Origin of the sequence: Rhodococcus sp. BP-160 (genome assembly GCF_019836205.1) — a bacterium.
Lineage (GTDB): Bacteria > Actinomycetota > Actinomycetes > Mycobacteriales > Mycobacteriaceae > Rhodococcoides.
Genome location: NZ_JABUEK010000002.1, coordinates 242,467 through 261,063, shown reverse-complemented (window position 1 = coordinate 261,063; position 18,597 = coordinate 242,467). Strand labels below are relative to the sequence as shown.

Here is an 18,597-nt window from a genome sequence, read left to right as displayed (position 1 = left end):
GGGGTGTCTGTCGGCGCGCGACTAGTGTGACGAGGTGACGACAGCTACTCCCGATGCACCAGGTCGGCTCCCCAATCTCCGCCTCCTCTGGACCTTCATCCGCCCGCATCGCCGGTTGTTCCGGTTCGGTCTGCTCCTCGGTCTGCTGGTCACCGCGTCGTCCCTGGCCACTCCGCTGGTCACCAAGCGACTGCTGGACTCCTTCGACGTCCCGGGCGCCACGCGGTCGGCCATCGTCCTGTTGGTCGGGCTCCTCGTCGTGGGGATCATCGTGGGTCTGGCTCAACGTCTGCTCCTGGGAACCATGGCAGAACGCGTCGTGCTCGAGGCGCGATCATCGATGGTGCGGCGGTTCTTCGGCGCCACCATCCCTGCGGTCACCGCTCGTCCCGCGGGCGAGATGCTCACGCGGGTCACGTCCGACACGATGCTGCTCCGCGAGGCGTCGTCCTGGGCGCTGGTCGAGATCGTCAACGGCAGCATCGCGATCGTGGGTGTCATCGTGCTCATGGCGACCCTCGACCTCCCCCTCCTCGGGACGGCTCTGCTCGGCATCGGTCTCATCGGTGTCGCCGCCGGGTTCCTCATGCCGAAGGTGGCTCGCGCTCAACGCAATGCACAGGAGGCGATGGGTCGGCTCGGCGGAATCCTGGAGGGCGCGTTGCGCGCCGTTCGCACGGTCAAGGCCAGTCGGGCGGAGAGTCGTTCGAGCGAGCTGGTCATCGAGGAGGCCCGCGTCTCGGCGTCCTACGGTATCCGGGCAGTGCGTCTCGAGGCCTGGGCGTGGACCATCACCGGTTCCGGGATCCAGCTCACCATCATCGCAGTGCTCGGCGTGGGCGCGTATCGGGTGAGCTCGGGAGCGCTGGCCGTCTCCAGCCTGGTCGCGTTCCTGCTCTACGCGTTCCAGTTGGTGGGCCCGGTCGCCCAGCTCACGCTCTACGTCTCGCAGCTTCAGCGCGGCATCGCCGCCGCGGCCCGTATTCGTGAGGTGCAGGTGATGGACCTCGAGAAGGAGGCGCCCACCGCGGTCGCGGACCTGCCGGCGAGCGCGGAGGTCTCGGCGCTCACCCTCACTCGGGTCACGGCCGGGTACGGCGACGAGGGCGCCGCGGTGAACGCGATCGACATGAGCATTCCGTCGCGCGGCCACACCGCCGTCGTCGGGCCGTCGGGCGCCGGCAAGACGACGCTGTTCTCGTTGATCCTGCGCTTCCTCGAACCGCGGGACGGCGAACTCGCCCTGAACGGTGTCCCGTACTCGGCCTTGTCCCACAGTCAGATCCGCGCGCGCATCGGCTACGTCGAGCAGGCCACACCCACACTGCCGGGCACGATTGCCGACAATCTCCGGCTCACCCACCCGGACGCGACCGACGCCGAGCTGTGGGCGGCACTCGAACGCGTGCGGCTGGCCGAGAAGATCGAGCTGTTGCCGGCCGGTCTCGCCACCGAGTTGCGCGACTCGGCGGTCTCGGGCGGCGAGCGTCAGCGCATCGCGTTGGCCCGTGCCATCGTCCGCCCACCGGACATCCTGCTGTTGGACGAGGCCACCGCGCAGGTGGACGGCATCACCGAGGCCGCCATCCACGACGCCATCCGCGACCTGTCGGTGCACGGTGCCGTGGTGACCATCGCGCACCGCCTGTCGACGGTCATCGACGCGGACACCATCTTCGTGCTCGAGCGCGGACGTGTCCGGTCGAAGGGAACGCACCGCGAGCTGCTCGACACCGACACCCTGTACCGGGATCTCGTCGAGGCGCTACGTATCGCCGTCTGACGCCGCGGCCACCAGCCGTCGGGCCGTCTCGTCGGCCGACGTCGGATCGGTGTCGACGGCGGTGACGCGCACCCCGGTGCCGACCAGGTCGCCGGCAAGTTGCGCGGCGAGCCGATCGATGACGACGGAGGCCAGCGACGACGCGTCCAGCCCCGCGTCGCCTGCGGTCGGCAGGCAGCGCGGAACGAGGATGAGACCGGAGTGCTGGCACACCATGTGCCGTGCGGCCGCCCGCGCGGTGATGAAGTGGGCACGCAGCGCGTCCAGGACCGGACGTTCGAGATCCGCGACCTCGGTGCGATCGAGCCGACGCGCCGACGCTTCGGAGGGGGTCGCACGCGACGCCCGGCCAGGGATGATGACGTCGATCGACACGTCGATGCTCCCGGAACAGGCGGCGACGACGTCCACGTACTCGTCGACGTCGACCTCGTCCAGCACGTCGATGACGGCCGCCTCGGCGTGGCCACCGTCCGCGCGGATGATGTCGACGACGTGCTGCATCTTCGTCCGGGAGCGGCCCGCGAGGTGCACGCGCGCTCCGTCGCGGGCCAGGGCGACGGCCAGCCGGCTCCCGACGACACCGCCGCCCCCGTAGATCAGTGCGTTGGCTCCGTCGAGCAGCACGTCACGCTCCTCCGCCCACCCGGCGCCGACAGGTATTCCTGCCGCGGGATCGTCCGGCCGGTGGTCCTAGCGTACGGAGGACGAGACGCTGTCGTCCTCGGTTCGGTCGGCCTCGTCGGCGTCGTTCTCGACAGCCGCATCGGCGCCGTGGTCGACCGGTTCCGCGTCGTCGATCGTGCGATGCGCGGCCAGGACGGCCACCGATACAGCCACCGTGACCAGTGCGGCGATCACCGACACGAGCGAGGTGACGATGCTTCCGCCCGCGGCGGCGTTCTCCAACGACCGGACCAGTTGGCCGAGGGGGGTGAAGAGTCCGACCGTGTCGGGCAGACCACCGACCCCGCGCAGGACCAGCCCGCCGAGCACCACCTGGACGAGCCCGAGGACCCCGAGCACCACTCCGGCACGGACGGCTCCGAGTGCGGTGCGCAATGCACGGGCCGCGGTAGTCACCGCGGCGACCCAGACTCCGATCAGGACGGTCGAGACCATCGAGCCCGAGAGACTCGCGCCGGTGTCGGCGAACGTCAGGGCCAACACCATCGTCGACGCGGTGGCCACCGCCCCCAGGACCGCGGCGCGGGCGCGCGGGACGAAGAATCCGACGAGCGCTGCTGCGACCAGGGCGAACGCCGCCGCGAGGTACGGCCACGCGTCCGAGGCGGACCGCACCACGTACGAGGTACCGCCGCCGGCCGGGTCGGGTTCGATCCGCTCTGCTGCCGGCAGCGAGGTGGACGCTTTCTCCACGTTGGTGCGCAGGGTGGAGAACATGGTCTCCATCGGGCCGACTCCCCCGACCAGGCGCGTGGTGCCATCGACGAGGCGTACCCCGCCGTCGTCGAGCAGGACGAGGCCGTCGCGCAGCTGCGCGGATCCGTCGGTGGCACGCACCATGCCGTCGACGAACTCCGAGGACGGGTCGTCGAGTTGGTACGCCACGGTGCGCGCACCGTCGCGCAGCGTCTGCAGGTCGGTCATCACCCCGGCGTTCAGTCCCTGGGTGCGCAGCAGGTCGAGGACCGGCCGCAGCTGATCCGCGGACGCGGCGGCGCCCGGATCGGTGGACGCGGCGAGCGAGTCGAGAGTCTGCTGCACGATCAGTTCGATCTGGCCCTGCGCGGCTCCGACGCCGGTGAGCGCACCCACCACGCGATCGACTCCTCCGCTCACCTGCGACGAGCCGTCACCGAGCTGCCAGAGGCCGGCTCGGAGCTGGGTCATGCCGTCGGCGAGTTCGGCCGAGCCGTCGCGGGCCTGGTGCAGGCCGTCGGACATCTGGTGAGCGCCGTCGTCCAGCTCCACGCTGCCGTCGGACAGCTCGGCCATACCGCCACTCAGGATCTGCAGCGGCAGGACCGTGTTGGTCAGGGCGGCCCGACTCGACCCGAGCGGGTCCGTCGTCGACCCGCCCGCAGTGGCGGCGACGGAAACGGTGCCGGTGGTGGCGGGGCGATCGGTCTGCGAGACCCAGAACACTCCGGCCGCCACGGTGGGGAGCAGAACGGCGAGCACCATCGCGACGGGGGTCGAGCTGGCTGCACCGACACGTGCAGCGGCGCCTCGCAGTCGGGCGGGCCGGGGAAGTCTGACCGTGGGAGTCATAGTGTGCCGGACATTAGCCATCACCGAACGGGAACGGTGGGTGCCTCGCCGGGCTCTGACCATTTATTTCACCGTCGTCGAGACCATTCAGTCTTGATCACCCTGTTCACACTGGTCACAGCAGCCCCACTCCGCGGTACCGCTGCGAGGGTTCCCGCGCCTCCCGCGGGCCGCGGCAGGCCCCCGAGTCGCCGGCGAACGCATCGTCGTGTGACCACACTCACAAGGGGCGAACGTACTGGCGATAGGCGTGCCATTCTCGTGCCTGACGACGAGGGCGCCTGACATGTCCGGTCAGCCTTGTTACGTTCGTCTGCAATATGACGCCAGTGTTACAGAGAGCCGCCCCGACCGACGACATCGATTTCTCGTTCCGCCCACCACGCGTGGCCGACGGGACGCGATTGTGGGAGATCGCGAGGGACTCCCGAGTACTGGACGTCAATTCCAGTTACTCGTACGTGCTGTGGTGCCGCGATTTCTCCGACACCTCGATCGTGGCAGTGGACGCCGACGACCGTCCGGTCGGCTTCGTCACCGGATACATCCGTCCCGACGCCGACGACACCCTGTTCGTCTGGCAGGTGGCGGTCGACTCCGACCAGCGCGGGCACGGCCTGGCCGTGCGCATGCTGCAGGGCCTCGTCGACCGCACCACCCCACGCGGAGCACGCCTCCTCGAGACCACCATCAGCCCCGACAACGACGCGTCGATCGCCCTCTTCACATCTTTGGCGCGACGACGCGACACCACCATCACCCGACGAGATCTGTTCGCAGCGAACGACTTTCCCGACAGCCACGAGCCGGAGGACCTCTACACGGTCGGCCCGTTCGACGGCACGCTCGCCGACACTTCCGACGACCACACCCGAAGGACCTCGATGACCACCAGCATCACCCCGACCGACACCACCACCGACATCTTCGAGGCCCGCGAGTCGCAGGTCCGCAGCTACAGCCGACAGTGGCCCGCAGTGTTCGACACCGCGCAGGGTTCGTGGATCACCGACGAGAACGGCCGCCGCTACCTCGACTTCTTCGCCGGAGCCGGTGCGCTCAATTACGGCCACAACAATCCCGTGCTCAAGCAGGCACTGGTCGACTACATCATGCGGGACGGCATCACGCACGGTCTCGACATGTCCACCGTCGCGAAACGTGAATTCCTCGAGTCGTTCACCACGCGCATTCTCGAGCCCCGCGGGTTGGATTACAAGGTGCAATTCCCCGGACCCACCGGAACGAACACCGTGGAAGCCGCGCTCAAATTGGCGCGAAAGGTCACCGGCCGTTCCTCGGTCATCAACTTCACGAACGCGTTCCACGGCATGACGCTCGGCGCTCTGTCCGTCACCGGCAACTCCATGAAGCGCGCCGGCGCCGGTATCCCGCTGGTCCACGCGACCCCGATGCCGTTCGACAACTACTTCGGCGGCGCCACGGACGACTTCCAGTGGATGGAACGAGTGCTGGACGACTCGGGAAGCGGCATCAACCGCCCCGCGGCCGTCATCGTCGAGACGGTCCAGGGTGAGGGCGGCGTCAACGTCGCCCGTGCCGAGTGGCTGCGCGGGCTCGCAGACCTGCTGAAGCGCCGCGACATCCTGCTCATCGTGGACGACGTGCAGATGGGCGTCGGCCGCACCGGGCCGTTCTTCTCCTTCGAGGACGCCGGCATCGTGCCGGACATCGTCACGCTGTCGAAGTCGATCGGCGGCTACGGCATGCCGATGGCACTGACGCTCATGCGCCCGGAACTCGACGTCTGGGGTCCCGGCGAGCACAACGGCACGTTCCGCGGCAACAGCCCGGCCTTCGTCACCAGCAAGGCCGCGCTCGACCACTACTGGGCCGACGGCGCGTTCGAGGCGTCGATCCTGGCCAAGGGCGAGCGCATCCAGGACGCGTTCATCGATCTCTCGGCCCGCTTCGAGGGTCTGAGCACCCGCGGTCGCGGCATGGTCCAGGGTCTCGTGTTCGACGACGCGGAGAAGGCGTCGAAGGTCACCGCGCTCGCCTACGACAAGGGCCTGCTCGCCGAGACGTCCGGACCCTCCGACGAGGTGGTGAAGCTGCTTCCGCCGCTCACCATCACCGAGGAGGATCTCGATCACGGCCTCGGCATCCTGGCCGACGCCACCGCGACCGTCTGCTCCTGACCGAATCGCGTTCCGCACGTCTGCACAGCACGAGGAGGACCACATGATCGTTCGCACCACCGAGGCCATCACCGGAACCGAGCGCGACATCGCGAGCGAGGACGGCCAGTGGCGGTCCAAGCGGATCGTCCTGGGCGGTGACAAGGTCGGGTTCTCGTTCCACGAGACCACCATCGAGCCGAACACCGTCAACAACTTTCATTACGCCAACCACGTCGAGGCCGTCTGGCTCATCGAGGGCGAGGGCACGCTCACCGACCGCGAGACCGGTGAGACGTACGACCTGGGTCCGGGGTCGATGTACCTGCTGAACGGGCACGAGCGTCACACGGTGGAGACGCGGACCCGCATGCGGATGCTGTGCGTGTTCAACCCGCCCGTCGTCGGCAACGAGCGTCACGACGAGAACGGCGTCTACCCGTTGATCGAGGTTCCTGCCTGACGCCACGGGCCGACCGAACACACCCTGCCGCGAGCGACGACACCCTTCAGGATGCAGCGGGGTGTGTTCGCTCTGTGGCAGGTGTGCACATCCCACCCTGCCGCCCCACCCCAGCCGACGCGGCGACCTACTCTGGAGACGTGACCTCGGTTTCCCCACGCTCTCTCGATCGGTCGCCGCGCAGCGCCCTCTCTCTGCAGGACGCGATGGCCGACGGCCGCGTCGTCGCGCTGACCGGTGCCGGGATGTCCACGGACTCGGGAATTCCCGACTACCGGGGCCCGGACTCTCCGCCGCGCAACCCGATGACGTTCCAGCAGTTCATCGGCGACGACGATTTCAGACGTCACTACTGGGCTCGCAACCACGTGGGCTGGCGCCACATGGACGCCACCCGTCCCAACGCCGGGCACCGCGCCCTCGCCGAGCTCGAGCGCGTGGGTACCGTCTCCGGCGTCATCACGCAGAACGTCGACATGCTGCACACCAAGGCCGGCTCCCGCTCGGTGATCGACCTGCACGGTGTGTACGGCCGGGTCCGTTGCCTCGACTGTGATCGCCTCGTCTCCCGCGTGGCTCTCGACGAACGTCTGACCGCTGCCAATCCCGGCTTCATCGAGTCCGTCGTCGGTGCCGACGGCGTCGAGATCGCCCCGGACGCCGACGCGATCATCGAGAGCACCGCCCACTTCCGCATGGTCGGCTGCGAGGTGTGCGGTGGCATCCTCAAACCCGACATCGTCTACTTCGGTGAGAGCGTGCCCAAGCCGCGCGTCCGGAGCGCCTACGACATGGTCGACGCCGCGCGCTCGCTCGTGGTGCTGGGGTCCTCGCTCACCGTCATGTCCGGACTGCGCTTCGTCCGGCACGCGTGGAAGAACGACATCCCGGTGTTCATCGTCAACCGAGGACGCACCCGCGGGGACGAGTTCGCCGCCCAGAAGATCGAGGCCGGCTGCTCCGAGGTCCTGGCGTCCTTTCTGTGACGGACGGCAGGACCGTCGGCGGTGCCCCGTGGGCCGTCGCGGCGATCTTCTTCGTCAACGGTGCGGTGCTCGGTAACTGGGCGCCGCGCCTGCCTGCGATCCGCGATGCTCTCGAACTCGACGCGTCGGTGCTCGGTCTGGCGCTCGCGGGAGTCGGCACCGGCGGCCTTCTCGCCACTCCCCTCGCCGCCGTCGGTATCCGGCGGCTCGGCAGTCGCCGAGTCGTCCTGCTCTCCGCGACGGTGCTGTGCCTGGCGTTCGTACTCCCGGCACTCGCCGGGACGTGGTGGGCACTGGCACTCGCTCTCGCCGTCCTGGGCGGGGCCGACGCCGTCATGGACGTGGCGATGAACGCGCAGGGGGTGATCGTCGAGAAGAACCGGCGGCGTTCGCTTCTCAACCGATTCCACGCGGCGTGGAGCGCAGGGGCCGTCACCGGCGGCCTCACGGGCGCCGCCGCGGCCGGGATCGGACTCGCCGTGCTCGTCCACTTCGCTCTCGTCGGTGGGGTCCTGCTGGCGCTCGCGCTGGTGGCTCACCGCTCGCTGGTTCCCGACGGACGCGCCGTGCCCGACACCGTCCCTCGACCGTCCGGCCGAGGGCCACGGCGCGTGTTCTCCGGCGCCCTGGCGTTGCTCGGAGGGCTCGTGTTGGTGTGCGCCCTGGTCGAGGACGTGCCGCAGTCCTGGGGTGCGATCTACTCCACCGATCTCGGGGCCGGGCCGGGACTGGCGGGACTCACCGTCGTGGCCTTCTCGTCCGCGATGTTCGTCGGACGCCTCGTCGGTGACGCCGTGGTGGACCGTGTCGGACGCCACGCAGTGTTGATGGGCGGCGCACTGCTCATCGCGGCCGCGTTCCTGGCGGCACCCGTGGTGAGCTCGCCCGTGATCGCCCCGGTGATGTTCGCCGTCGCGGGATTCGGTGCGGCACCGATCTTTCCGGCTGCGTTCGGGTTGGCCGGACGACTCCCCGGCATCACCGCGGGCACGGCCCTCACAGTGGTGTCGCTGATCGCCCGGATCGGGGTGCTGCTGGCACCCGTCGCGTTCGGCTCTCTCGCGGAGCTGACCGGCTTCGGCTGGGCGTTGTGGTCGATGGTTACGGCCGGTGTCGCGGTGGCGCTACTGGCCCTCGCACTCCGGCGCGTGCTCGCCGCCTCGGCTCCGGCCTGACCGGTCGCTCAGCCCGGGACGAGGTCGTCCGCGTGCACCACGGGGCGTCGGGCCTCGGGGGCGAGATCGCCCGTCGAGCGACCGATCATGCCGGCGAGCTCCGCCGCGTCGTACGCGACGACTCCGCGCGCGACCACGGTGCCGTCGACGCCGTGCAGGGTCACCACGTCGCCGGCGTCGAACGAGCCACTGACCGAGACGATTCCTGCCGACAGCAACGAGCGTCGCCGGCCGATCACCGCGGTGACGGCGCCGTCGTCGAGCGTGAGGGCGCCGGCGGTGTCCGCGGCATGACGAACCCAGAATCGGCGGGCCGACAACCTGTTCGGGCGCGCGGTGAACGTGGTCCCCACCGGTCCACCACTGAGGGCGGAGGCCGCCTCGGACGCCGCCGCCAGCAGGACGGGAACACCCGCGTCCGCTGCCAGGCGGGCCGCGGACAACTTGGACGCCATGCCGCCGGTGCCGAGGGAGCCGCCCGATCCGGCGACGACGCCGTCGAGATCCTCGGGACTCGCGACCTCGCGGACGAAGGTCGCGTCGGGGTCCTTGCGGGGGTCGCCGTCGTAGAGGCCGTCGACGTCGGACAGCAGCAGCAACGCGTCCGCGCCGACGAGGTGCGCGACCAGGGCTGCGAGACGGTCGTTGTCGCCGAAGCGGATCTCGGCCGTCGCGACGGTGTCGTTCTCGTTGACGACGGCCACGGCGCCGAGTGAGCGCAGTCGGTCGAAGGTGCGCTGAGCGTTGCGGTGATTCGACCGACGGGCGATGTCGTCCGCCGTCAACAGCACCTGACCGACGGTCCGACCGTAGCGGCCGAAGGAGGTGCCCCACGCGTGCGCCAGCGCCAACTGGCCGACACTGGCCGCGGCCTGCTTCGTCGCCAGGTCACGAGGCCGCTGCTTGAGACCCAACGGCGCCATACCGGCACCGATCGCTCCGGACGACACGACGACGACGTCGGACCCGGCACGCATCCGCGCCTCGATCGCATCCGCCAACGCGTCCAGCCGGGCGAGGTCGAGTCCGGCCTCCATGCTGGTGAGAGCCGACGACCCGATCTTCACGACGATGCTGCGCGCCGACGCGATGATCTCCCGCGTACTCCCGTGCGGCTGCGTCGCGGTCACTGCTCGTCGCTCTCCAGCCCTCGACGGACACGGCGGGCGTGCTTGCGCTCGGGCGCGCCGATGCGCTCGACCTGGTCGATGCGCGAGTCGGTACCGCGGCCGGTCATGGTGACGTCGACACCGGCGGGGGTCTGCGGCTCCCACTCGAAGCTGACGTCGCCGATGGTCACGGACGCCCCGGGCTGCGCGCCCTGCTTGACCAGTTCCGCCTCGACACCGAGACGAGCGAGTCGGTCGGCGAGGTAACCGACGGCCTCGTCGTTGTCGAAGGCCGTCTGCATGACCCACCGCTCCGGGCGCTCGCCGCGCACGATGAAGCCGCCCGGCTCGTCAGGATCGGAGATGACGCTGAAGCCCGCCTTGTCGGTGGCGACGGGCCGGATGACCTGCCGACGCGCGACGGCCTTGGGATGATCGATGCGGTACTGCGCGACCAGCTCCGCGAGGGCGAAGGTCAAGGGGCGCAGACCTTCCCGACTCACCGCGGAGATGGCGAAGACGGGCCAGCCGCGGGCCTCGAAGTCCTCGCGCACCATGTCGGCCAGTTCCTGCGCCTCGGGAACGTCCACCTTGTTGAGCACGACGATGCGCGGGCGATCGGCCAACTCGCCCAGGCCGGCGTCGCTCGACAGGGCGGGCGTGTACGCGGCCAGTTCGGCCTCGAGAGCGTCGACGTCGGACACGGGATCACGACCCGGATCGAGGGTCGCGCAGTCGACGACGTGGGCGAGCACGGCACAGCGCTCGAGGTGACGCAGGAAGTCCAGGCCCAGCCCCTTGCCCTGGCTGGCGCCGGGGATGAGGCCGGGGACGTCGGCGACGGTGAACGTGGTGTCGCCGCTCGAGACGACGCCGAGGTTCGGGACCAGTGTCGTGAACGGGTAGTCGGCGATCTTCGGCTTGGCGGCCGAGAGCACGGAGACGAGAGACGACTTTCCGGCGCTCGGGAAGCCCACCAGACCGACGTCGGCCACGGACTTGAGCTCCAGGACCAGGTCGCGCTCGACCCCGTCCTCGCCGAGGAGCGCGAAGCCGGGCGCCTTGCGTGCTCGCGATGCGAGGGCGGCGTTGCCCAGGCCGCCGCGACCGCCGGCCGCCGCGTCGAAACGCGTGCCCTCGCCCACCAGGTCGGCAAGGATCCGGCCGTCGCTGTCGAGAACCATGGTGCCGTCCGGGACACCCAGGATCAGGTCCTCGCCGACGGCGCCGTCGCGATTGCTGCCGGCCCCCTGCGTGCCGTTTCCTGCCTTCGCATGAGAGTGGAAGTGGAAGTCGAGAAGGGTGTGCACGCTCGGATCCACCACGAGGACCACGTCGCCGCCGCGGCCGCCGTTGCCACCGTCCGGACCACCGAGGGGCTTGAACTTCTCCCGGTGGACGGAAGAGCACCCGTTACCGCCCTTTCCCGCACTGACGTGCAGGGTGACACGGTCGACGAAACGCGACATGGGTGGAGGGTCCTTCCGAAAGGCAGATGATGCTGAACTGCTGAGAGATCGGCGGCCGACAGGGCGCCGAGGGGTGAAACGCCGTCAGGGGCGGACGGAGGACGAGCCCTCCGAACCGCCCCTGACGGGAACGTGCACTGACGTCGCGCGAACGGCCGAAGCCGGGCCTCGCGGGCGCCGCAGGAGAATCAGGCCTCCGCGGCGGCCGGGACGATGTTGACGGTCTTGCGGCCACGCTTGGTGCCGAAGAGAACTGCACCCGCCGAGAGGGCGAAGAGCGTGTCGTCGCCGCCACGGCCGACGTTCACACCCGGGTGGAAGTGGGTGCCGCGCTGACGGACGAGGATCTCGCCCGCGCTGACCGACTGTCCGCCGAAGCGCTTGACGCCGAGACGCTGAGCATTGGAATCGCGACCGTTGCGTGAGCTGGACGCGCCCTTCTTGTGTGCCATGAGAAACCCTCCCGGGGTTGGTGGAGCCGGTGCCGTGATGGACGAGCCCTGGTGGAACGAGCCGTGGTGACGCAGAGACGCCGGATGGAGACCGGTATCAGGACTTACTTGATGCCGGTGACCTTCAGGACGGTCAGCTTCTGCCGGTGTCCCTGACGCTTGTGGTACCCGGTCTTGTTCTTGAACTTGTGGATGCGGATCTTCGGGCCCTTGGTGTGCTCGACGACCTCACCGGTGACGGTGATGCCGGCCAGCTTGTCGGCCCCGGTGGTCAGCTCGGACCCGTCGACGACGAGAACAGGAGCAAGCGAGACAGCCGTTCCGGGCGCTCCCTCGATCTTCTCGACCTTGACGAGGTCACCTACAGCGACCTTGTACTGCTTTCCGCCGGTCTTGACGATCGCGTACGTTGCCATCGGAGGGCTACCCCTTGCTTCTTTGATGCGTTCTCACGTCCCTGGTCGGGGACGTGACTGGTCTCGTGGCTGCGGTTCCGCAGCCCCTGCTGGTCACACTCTTGCGCCGGCGAACCGAAGTCCGGGTGGCTGCGCCCGCTCACCTCGCGGAGGACAGGACGGAGCCACGTCGCCGGCAGCGACTGTCCAAGATTACGGTAGAGCCCGTGGCCCGGTCAAACCGCCGGGCCCGGTGCTCGGCCGCAGCTCAGGCCTCGTCGTCCACCGGCGGTCCGGCCGGCCGACCCGCTGCCCGACGGCGCGGACGCCGGACCGGTGCGACGGGCTCCACGGAGGCGCCGCCCCCGACGGTCACTGCAACGGGTTCGGCAGCGCCGCCCTCGTCGCCGCTGTCGGAAGTCGGTGCTGCCGTGGACGTCTCGGGTGCCGAGGGCACCACGATGACCGTGCCGGCGGAGTCCCCGGCCGGCGCGGACGCCGCTCGGGACACCCGACGACTGCGGCGCGGACGCGTCGCGGCGATGGGTTCGGGAGCGACAGGCTCCGGCGCCGCGGGTTCGGGTGTGGCGGAATCGGGTGTCGACGGCGTGTCCGACGTCTCGGTCACCTCGGCGGCCGAGTCCGATCGGCCGTTGCGGCCGGCGGCGTCGCGCACCGCTGCCACGGCGGCCGTCGCGTCCTCGATCGGATCCGACACGGTGTCCGCCACCTCGGCGACATCGTCCGGATGCAGGTGCGCCGCCATGGCCAGAGCGACGGGATGAGCACGACGCACAGCCGTGTCGCTTCCCGACTCGGACTCGGTGGTCTCGGCCGTCGTCGTCTCGTCGACTCGATTCTCCGAACGGTCCCGGCCGCCGCGCTTGCGACGCGAGCCGCCCTCGGAGGCCTGGCTGTCGGAGCGGGAGGTGGTGTCCGAACGGGAGTTGTCGGACCGCGACCGATCGGAGCGGGAGTGGGAGCGCCCACCCTCGTCCTTGGCCGGCTCGACGGGGAACTGATGCATGATCAGCCCACGCCCGTGGCAGTGCTCGCACGTCGTGGAGAACGCCTCGATGAGACCAGTACCCATGCGCTTGCGCGTCATCTGGACCAGTCCGAGCGACGTCACCTCGGACACCTGGTGCCGTGTGCGATCGCGGCCCAGGGCCTCGGTCAGGCGACGGAGCACCAGGTCGCGGTTGGACTCGAGCACCATGTCGATGAAGTCGACGACGATCATGCCGCCGATGTCGCGCAGGCGCATCTGCCGCACGACCTCCTCGGCCGCCTCGAGGTTGTTCCGGGTGACGGTCTCCTCGAGGTTGCCGCCCTCACCGGTGAACTTGCCGGTGTTGACGTCGACCACGGTCATGGCCTCGGTGCGGTCGATCACCAGCGTGCCGCCGGACGGCAACCACACCTTGCGGTCGAGCGCCTTGGCCAGCTGCTCGTCGATACGGAAGGCACCGAAGACATCGACGTCCTTGGACGCCGAGGTGTACCGCTCGACGCGGGGCAGCATGTCGGGGGCGACGGTCTCGATGTAGTTCTGCACCGTCGACCAGGCACGGTCGCCCTCGATGACCAGCTTGGAGAAGTCCTCGTTGAAGAGATCGCGGACCACCTTGACCAGGAGGTCGGGCTCCTCGTACAGCGTGACCGGAGCCGACGACTTGGACGCCTCGGCACCCGTCGAACGCTCCGAGACGGTGGCCCACTGCGCCTGCAGACGGGTGACGTCGCGCTCGAGCTCCTCGGCGCTGACGCCCTCCGACGCGGTCCGGATGATGACCCCGGCCTCGGACGGGACGATGTCGCGCAGGATGTCCTTGAGACGCTTGCGCTCGTTGTCGGGCAGCTTGCGGCTGATGCCGGTGGACGAGCCACCGGGCACGTAGACCAGGAAGCGGCCGGCGAGCGAGATCTGCGTGGTCAACCGGGCGCCCTTGTGCCCGACGGGATCTTTGCTGACCTGCACGAGCACCTGGTCACCGGGCTTGAGGGCCTGCTCGATCTTGCGGCTGTTGCCGCCCAGCCCGGCGGCGTCCCAGTCGACCTCGCCGGCGTACAGCACACCGTTGCGGCCCTTGCCGATGTCGATGAACGCGGCTTCCATGCTGGGTAGCACGTTCTGCACGCGGCCGAGGTACACGTTGCCCACGATGGAGCCCGAGGCCGTGCTGGTGACGAAGTGTTCGACGAGAACGCCGTCCTCGAGCACCGCGACCTGGGTCAGGTCCGGGTGCCCGGCCAGCGACTTCTCGCGCACGACCATCGTCCGGTCCACCGACTCGCGGCGCGCGAGGAACTCGGACTCGGTCAGGATCGGCGGACGGCGACGGCCGGCGTCACGACCGTCGCGGCGACGCTGACGCTTCGCCTCGAGCCGGGTCGACCCGGTGATGCCCTGGACCTCGTCCTTGGACTTGGCCGCGCGCTGACGCGGCTCGCGTTCGTGCACCACCGTGTTGGGCGGATCGTCGTCGGTCGTGGTCTCGGAGTCCGCGCTCTCGCCACCGCTCTTGCGGCGACGACGGCGGCGCCGACGACGGCTCGCGCTGTCCCCGGTCGAGTCGTCGTCGTTGTCCCCGGAGGCACCGTCGTTCTCCCCGGAGGCACCGTCGGTGTCCTCCGCGGACGGTTCCGTCTCGCCGGCAGTGGTGTCGGTCGTGCTCGACGCGTCGGTCGAATCGGTGGTCTCGGGCGCGTCCGAGTCGGCGGACGTGTCCGCCCGCGACCCACGACGGCTGCGCGAGCGGCGGCTCGAGGAGCGCTTCGGCGCGTCGTCGCCCTCCGCGGCGTCGTCCGTGTCCGTGGTCTCCGGTTCCGCCGTCGCGTCCTCGGCGGCAGGCGCATCGGAGCGATCCGCGGCGGACTCGTCCGACTCGTCGTCGTCGTTCTGATCGTCGTTCTGGTTGTCGTCGTTCTGGTTGTCACCGCGTCCGCGACCACGGCCACGACGGCCACGGCGGCGGCGGCGAGGACCGGACGATCCGTCCTGCTCGTTCGCGTCGTCGTCGGTGCCCTCGTCGGACGCGGAGGCATCGGACGAGGAGGTGTCGGACTCGGTCGCCGTCTCGACGACAGGGGTGCTCTCGGCGGGGGCGGACACCTCGACAGGGGTGGACACGTCGGCAGTGCCGTCGGCCTCGGGTGCGTCCGCTGTCGTGGTCTCGTCGACCTCCGCCTTCTTCGGCGCGGATCGAGCGCGACGTGCCCGCGTCCGGGGAGCCTTCGGCGCCTCGGTGACCTCGGGCTGCAGGAACAGCGGCGCGGTGGCGGGGTCGGCGGACGACGGGGCCGTCGCCTCGGCCGTCTCGATGTTCGTGAAGAGGTCCGGCTCGGTGGGAGAGGCCGGACTCTCGTCGGCCGTGGACGCCGAGCTGGTCTCCTCGGCGGCGGGAGGTGTGCTCTCGGCAGCGGGCAGATCTGCCACGTCGGCGGCGTCGAGCGCCGGAGCACCCAGTGCGGAGGCGACGGTCTGCGCGTCGTCACGAACGACGCTGGACTGGACGCTGCGGACGTCCACGCCCATCTCGGCCAGCTGGGCGACGACCTGCTTGCTGGTCACTCCCAGCAGCTTGGCGAGCGCGTGAACGCGGATGCGCTCGGGGAAGGTGGGGGCGCCCTGATCGAGCGGCTCCTGGGGCGGCACGGTGTCGGCCACGTGTTCTCCTCGGGCTCCCGGGCGCGAACATCCACGGCCGAGGTGCCCGATCGGGCGTCGTCCGTCGAATGGCACGCGGCCACGCGGGAGTCATGGTTCGTTCGCGGGATCGGACGATCCGACGAAAAAGCGGGTTCGCACTGCGTCAGGTCGTCGACCGGAACGGTCGGCGACTGTCACCGCACTGCCTGGGCGGATGGCCGATCCGAGCACCTGATCTTCAGCGGGACGCGTCGGCGGTGCGAGAAGGAGACTCGCATCGATGCCTGCGCGTGTTCGCGATGACGGGCTTCGGTCCGTGATTGTCATCCGGTCACGTTCGCGTGGTGCGCGTCGCGACCTAGGCCAGTATCCCACACTCCCCGACCGCCGCGTGCCAATGCGGGGTTCGCGGTGCGGCCCGGCGGTCGGGGGTGGGACTCGAGGTGGAGCGTCAGCCGAGCTCGGGGAACCAGAGCGCGATCTCACGAGCAGCGGACTCGGGCGAGTCGGAGCCGTGGACCAGGTTCTTCTGTCCGTCCAGCGCGAGGTCGGCGCGGATGGTGCCGGGCGTCGCCTTGGCCACGGGGTCGGTGCCACCGGCGATCTGACGGAAGGCCTCGATGGAACGAGGACCCTCGAGCACCGCCGCGACGAGCGGTCCCGAGGTGATGAACTCGATGAGGTCGGGGAAGAACGGCCGCTCGGCGTGCTCGGCGTAGTGCTTCTCCGCCACCTCGCGGTCCACCGTCAGGAGCTTCAGGGCGACGAGGTCGAGCCCCTTGCGCTCGATACGGCCGAGGATGTCGCCGACGTAGCGACGTTCGACGCCGTCCGGCTTGATCAGTACGAGAGTGCGTTCGGTCACGAGCGCTGAGCCTAGAGGACCCTCGATCGGCCCCGGAGCACCGGCGTCATTCTCGCTGGCTCGGCAACCGGCCCTCGGCGATGCGCTTGCGGAGATCGCGGCGCAGATACAGCAGGTACACCCACACGGCGAGGAACAGCACGCCCACGACGGCGATCGACGGGTGCGCGAAGAAGCCGAGGATCACCAGGACCTGCAGCGCGAGATCGAAGGACAGAGCCCACGACCGACCCTGCAGTCCTGCACCGAGCAGCATGACCACGCCCAGCGCGATGATGTACGTCCCACTGATCCACGTGAGTCCGCCGCCGACGGTCGCGACGACCGGGAGCGACAGGAAGACGACGATCGCCTCGAGGACGAGGGTGCCGGCGCAGACGCCGCGGAACCCCTTCCACGGATCGCGTGCGGGCGGCGGGACCTGGCCCGCCTCGGGGACTGTCATACCGGGTCCTTCCCGAAGAGAGTGCGTGCCGCACCGGCGGTCACCACGGATCCCGTGACGACGACGCCGGCACCGGAGACGGCCTCACCCTCGTCCGCGACGTCCTCCGCGATGCCGATCGCGATCTCGAGTGCGTCCGGGAGCGTCTCCGCGACGACGACACGCTCGTCGCCGAACTTGGCCACGGCGGCGTCGGCGAGTGCCTCGACGTCGAGCCCGCGCGGGGAGCCGTTGTGGGTCACGACGATCTCGTCGAGTACGGGTTCGAGTGCCTGCAGAATGCCGTCGACGTCCTTGTCCTTCATCACGGACACGACGCCGACGAGCTTGCGGAAGTCGAACTCGGCCGTCAGCGTCGCGGCGAGTGCGGCGGCGCCGTGCGGGTTGTGCGCGGCGTCGACGAAGACCGTCGGTGCGTTGCGCACCCGCTCGAGTCGGCCCGGGTTCACCACCGAGGCGAAACCCTCGCGCACCGTCTCGACGTCGAGTCCGTGGTCGGCACCCGCGCCGAAGAACGCCTCGACCGCCGCGAGGGCCAGCGAGGCGTTGCGCGCCTGGTGTTCACCGTGGAGCGGAAGGAAGATGTCGTCGTACACGCCGCCGAGGCCGCGGAGCTCGAGCTGCTGACCGCCGACCGCGACGCGACGGGCCAGGACCACGAACTCGGACCCGGCGCGGGCCACCGCCGCGTCCATCTCCACGGCACGCCGCAACAGGACGTCGGTGACCTCGGGTTGCTGCTCGTCGAGAACCGCCACCGTGTCGACCGGATCGAGCCGTTCGGGGGCCTTCTTGATGATGCCGGCCTTCTCCTCGGCGATACCGGCCAGATCGGTACCGAGGTACTCGATGTGGTCGATACCGATCGGGGTGATGACGGAGACCTGCGCGTCCACCACGTTGGTGGCGTCCCACCGCCCGCCGAGACCCACCTCGACGACGGCGACGTCGACCGGGGCCTCCGCGAACGCCGCGAACGCCATCGCGGTCACCACCTCGAACTTGCTCATTCTGGGCCCGCCCGCGGCCTCCGACTGCGCGTCGATCATCTCGACGTACGGCAGGATGTCGCGGTACGTGTCGACGTACTGGCGAGGGGTCAGCGGCACCCCGTCGACCGCGATCCGCTCGGTGGCCAACTGCAGGTGGGGGCTGGTGGTGCGACCGGTGCGCCGGTGGAACGCCCGCAGCAGCGACTCGATCATCCGGGTGACCGACGTCTTGCCGTTGGTGCCCGCGACGTGGATGGACGGGTAGCTCGCCTGCGGGGACCCGAGCAGGTCCATCAGCGCACTGATGCGCGTGAGCGACGGCTCGATGGTCGTCTCGCCCCAGCGCTGGTCCAGTTCGGACTCCACCAGCGTGAACTCGGCGAGATCGACCGGGGAGGGTCCCGTCACCCCCTCCGGCCCGGAGTTTCCCGGATA

15 protein-coding genes and 1 pseudogene are annotated in these 18,597 nt (G+C 69.8%); 6 read left to right on the top strand and 10 right to left on the bottom strand.

Annotated features, from left to right (window positions below; translation table 11 throughout):
- Nucleotides 1–34: 34 nt before the first annotated feature.
- The gene (locus HQ306_RS07670; RefSeq protein ID WP_027505676.1) at nucleotides 35–1,783 is read left to right on the top strand and encodes an ABC transporter ATP-binding protein; all 1,749 of its coding nucleotides are present in this window, start codon (nucleotides 35–37) and stop codon (nucleotides 1,781–1,783) included.
- Here the strand turns inward: HQ306_RS07670 and HQ306_RS07665 are convergent.
- Together HQ306_RS07665 and HQ306_RS07660 are read right to left on the bottom strand one after the other, a co-directional pair.
- Nucleotides 1,766–2,410, bottom strand: a complete 645-nt coding sequence (locus HQ306_RS07665; RefSeq protein WP_222630340.1) for an SDR family oxidoreductase — start codon at nucleotides 2,408–2,410, stop codon at nucleotides 1,766–1,768. The two genes, HQ306_RS07670 and HQ306_RS07665, sit on opposite strands and share 18 nt — an antisense overlap.
- Nucleotides 2,411–2,476: 66 nt before the next feature.
- Complete coding sequence (locus tag HQ306_RS07660; protein ID WP_222630338.1) at nucleotides 2,477–4,018, bottom strand: hypothetical protein; 1,542 nt, start codon at nucleotides 4,016–4,018, stop codon at nucleotides 2,477–2,479.
- 320 nt (nucleotides 4,019–4,338) lie between these two features.
- Between HQ306_RS07660 and ectA the strand changes: the two are divergent.
- The 5 genes and pseudogenes from ectA to HQ306_RS07640 all read left to right on the top strand — a co-directional run.
- Nucleotides 4,339–4,842: pseudogene (gene ectA / locus HQ306_RS22125) on the top strand (diaminobutyrate acetyltransferase); the annotation flags it as partial.
- A 60-nt stretch (nucleotides 4,843–4,902) separates the two neighbouring features.
- Complete coding sequence (ectB, locus tag HQ306_RS07655; RefSeq protein ID WP_027505675.1) at nucleotides 4,903–6,180, top strand: diaminobutyrate--2-oxoglutarate transaminase; 1,278 nt, start codon at nucleotides 4,903–4,905, stop codon at nucleotides 6,178–6,180.
- A 43-nt stretch (nucleotides 6,181–6,223) separates the two neighbouring features.
- A complete protein-coding gene (locus tag HQ306_RS07650) occupies nucleotides 6,224–6,622 on the top strand; it encodes an ectoine synthase (protein ID WP_027505674.1) in 399 nt (132 codons plus the stop codon).
- Between the two features lie 206 nt (nucleotides 6,623–6,828).
- The gene (locus tag HQ306_RS07645; protein WP_027505673.1) at nucleotides 6,829–7,608 is read left to right on the top strand and encodes a Sir2 family NAD-dependent protein deacetylase; all 780 of its coding nucleotides are present in this window, start codon (nucleotides 6,829–6,831) and stop codon (nucleotides 7,606–7,608) included.
- Complete coding sequence (locus HQ306_RS07640; protein ID WP_222630336.1) at nucleotides 7,605–8,783, top strand: MFS transporter; 1,179 nt, start codon at nucleotides 7,605–7,607, stop codon at nucleotides 8,781–8,783. The genes HQ306_RS07645 and HQ306_RS07640 overlap by 4 nt, the downstream gene beginning before the upstream one ends.
- Before the next feature lie 8 nt (nucleotides 8,784–8,791).
- On the opposite strand, the gene proB is transcribed toward HQ306_RS07640, so the two are convergent.
- From proB to HQ306_RS07600, 8 genes are all read right to left on the bottom strand, one after another.
- Nucleotides 8,792–9,913 (bottom strand): glutamate 5-kinase, encoded by a 1,122-nt coding sequence (proB, locus tag HQ306_RS07635; RefSeq protein ID WP_222630327.1) that lies wholly within the window; start codon nucleotides 9,911–9,913, stop codon nucleotides 8,792–8,794.
- Nucleotides 9,910–11,361 (bottom strand): GTPase ObgE, encoded by a 1,452-nt coding sequence (obgE, locus tag HQ306_RS07630; RefSeq protein WP_027505671.1) that lies wholly within the window; start codon nucleotides 11,359–11,361, stop codon nucleotides 9,910–9,912. The genes proB and obgE overlap by 4 nt, the downstream gene beginning before the upstream one ends.
- Before the next feature lie 188 nt (nucleotides 11,362–11,549).
- Nucleotides 11,550–11,813 carry a 50S ribosomal protein L27 gene (gene rpmA / locus HQ306_RS07625; RefSeq protein ID WP_027505670.1) on the bottom strand — a complete coding sequence of 88 codons (264 nt, stop codon included), beginning with the start codon at nucleotides 11,811–11,813 and terminating at the stop codon, nucleotides 11,550–11,552.
- Between the two features lie 104 nt (nucleotides 11,814–11,917).
- A complete protein-coding gene (rplU, locus tag HQ306_RS07620; protein ID WP_027505669.1) occupies nucleotides 11,918–12,229 on the bottom strand; it encodes a 50S ribosomal protein L21 in 312 nt (103 codons plus the stop codon).
- 247 nt (nucleotides 12,230–12,476) lie between these two features.
- The gene (locus tag HQ306_RS07615) at nucleotides 12,477–15,878 is read right to left on the bottom strand and encodes a translation initiation factor IF-2 N-terminal domain-containing protein (RefSeq protein ID WP_222630325.1); all 3,402 of its coding nucleotides are present in this window, start codon (nucleotides 15,876–15,878) and stop codon (nucleotides 12,477–12,479) included.
- Between the two features lie 433 nt (nucleotides 15,879–16,311).
- Entirely contained in the window at nucleotides 16,312–16,725 is a 414-nt protein-coding gene (gene ndk, locus HQ306_RS07610; protein WP_056445877.1) for a nucleoside-diphosphate kinase, read from the bottom strand.
- Between the two features lie 46 nt (nucleotides 16,726–16,771).
- Nucleotides 16,772–17,170 (bottom strand): DUF4233 domain-containing protein, encoded by a 399-nt coding sequence (locus HQ306_RS07605; RefSeq protein WP_027505665.1) that lies wholly within the window; start codon nucleotides 17,168–17,170, stop codon nucleotides 16,772–16,774.
- Nucleotides 17,167–18,570 (bottom strand): glutamate ligase domain-containing protein, encoded by a 1,404-nt coding sequence (locus HQ306_RS07600; RefSeq protein WP_027505664.1) that lies wholly within the window; start codon nucleotides 18,568–18,570, stop codon nucleotides 17,167–17,169. Before HQ306_RS07600 ends, HQ306_RS07605 begins: the two co-directional genes overlap by 4 nt.
- Between the last annotated feature and the right edge of the window lie 27 nt (nucleotides 18,571–18,597).

What these genes read in the sequence shown, in the direction of transcription:
- HQ306_RS07660 (WP_222630338.1), bottom strand. Translation starts at nt 4,018, where the DNA reads ATGACTCCCACGGTCAGACTTCCCCGGCCCGCCCGACTGCGAGGCGCC.
- ectB (WP_027505675.1), top strand. Translation starts at nt 4,903, where the DNA reads ATGACCACCAGCATCACCCCGACCGACACCACCACCGACATCTTCGAG.
- HQ306_RS07650 (WP_027505674.1), top strand. Translation starts at nt 6,224, where the DNA reads ATGATCGTTCGCACCACCGAGGCCATCACCGGAACCGAGCGCGACATC.
- HQ306_RS07645 (WP_027505673.1), top strand. Translation starts at nt 6,829, where the DNA reads ATGGCCGACGGCCGCGTCGTCGCGCTGACCGGTGCCGGGATGTCCACG.
- obgE (WP_027505671.1), bottom strand. Translation starts at nt 11,361, where the DNA reads ATGTCGCGTTTCGTCGACCGTGTCACCCTGCACGTCAGTGCGGGAAAG.
- rpmA (WP_027505670.1), bottom strand. Translation starts at nt 11,813, where the DNA reads ATGGCACACAAGAAGGGCGCGTCCAGCTCACGCAACGGTCGCGATTCC.
- rplU (WP_027505669.1), bottom strand. Translation starts at nt 12,229, where the DNA reads ATGGCAACGTACGCGATCGTCAAGACCGGCGGAAAGCAGTACAAGGTC.
- HQ306_RS07605 (WP_027505665.1), bottom strand. Translation starts at nt 17,170, where the DNA reads ATGACAGTCCCCGAGGCGGGCCAGGTCCCGCCGCCCGCACGCGATCCG.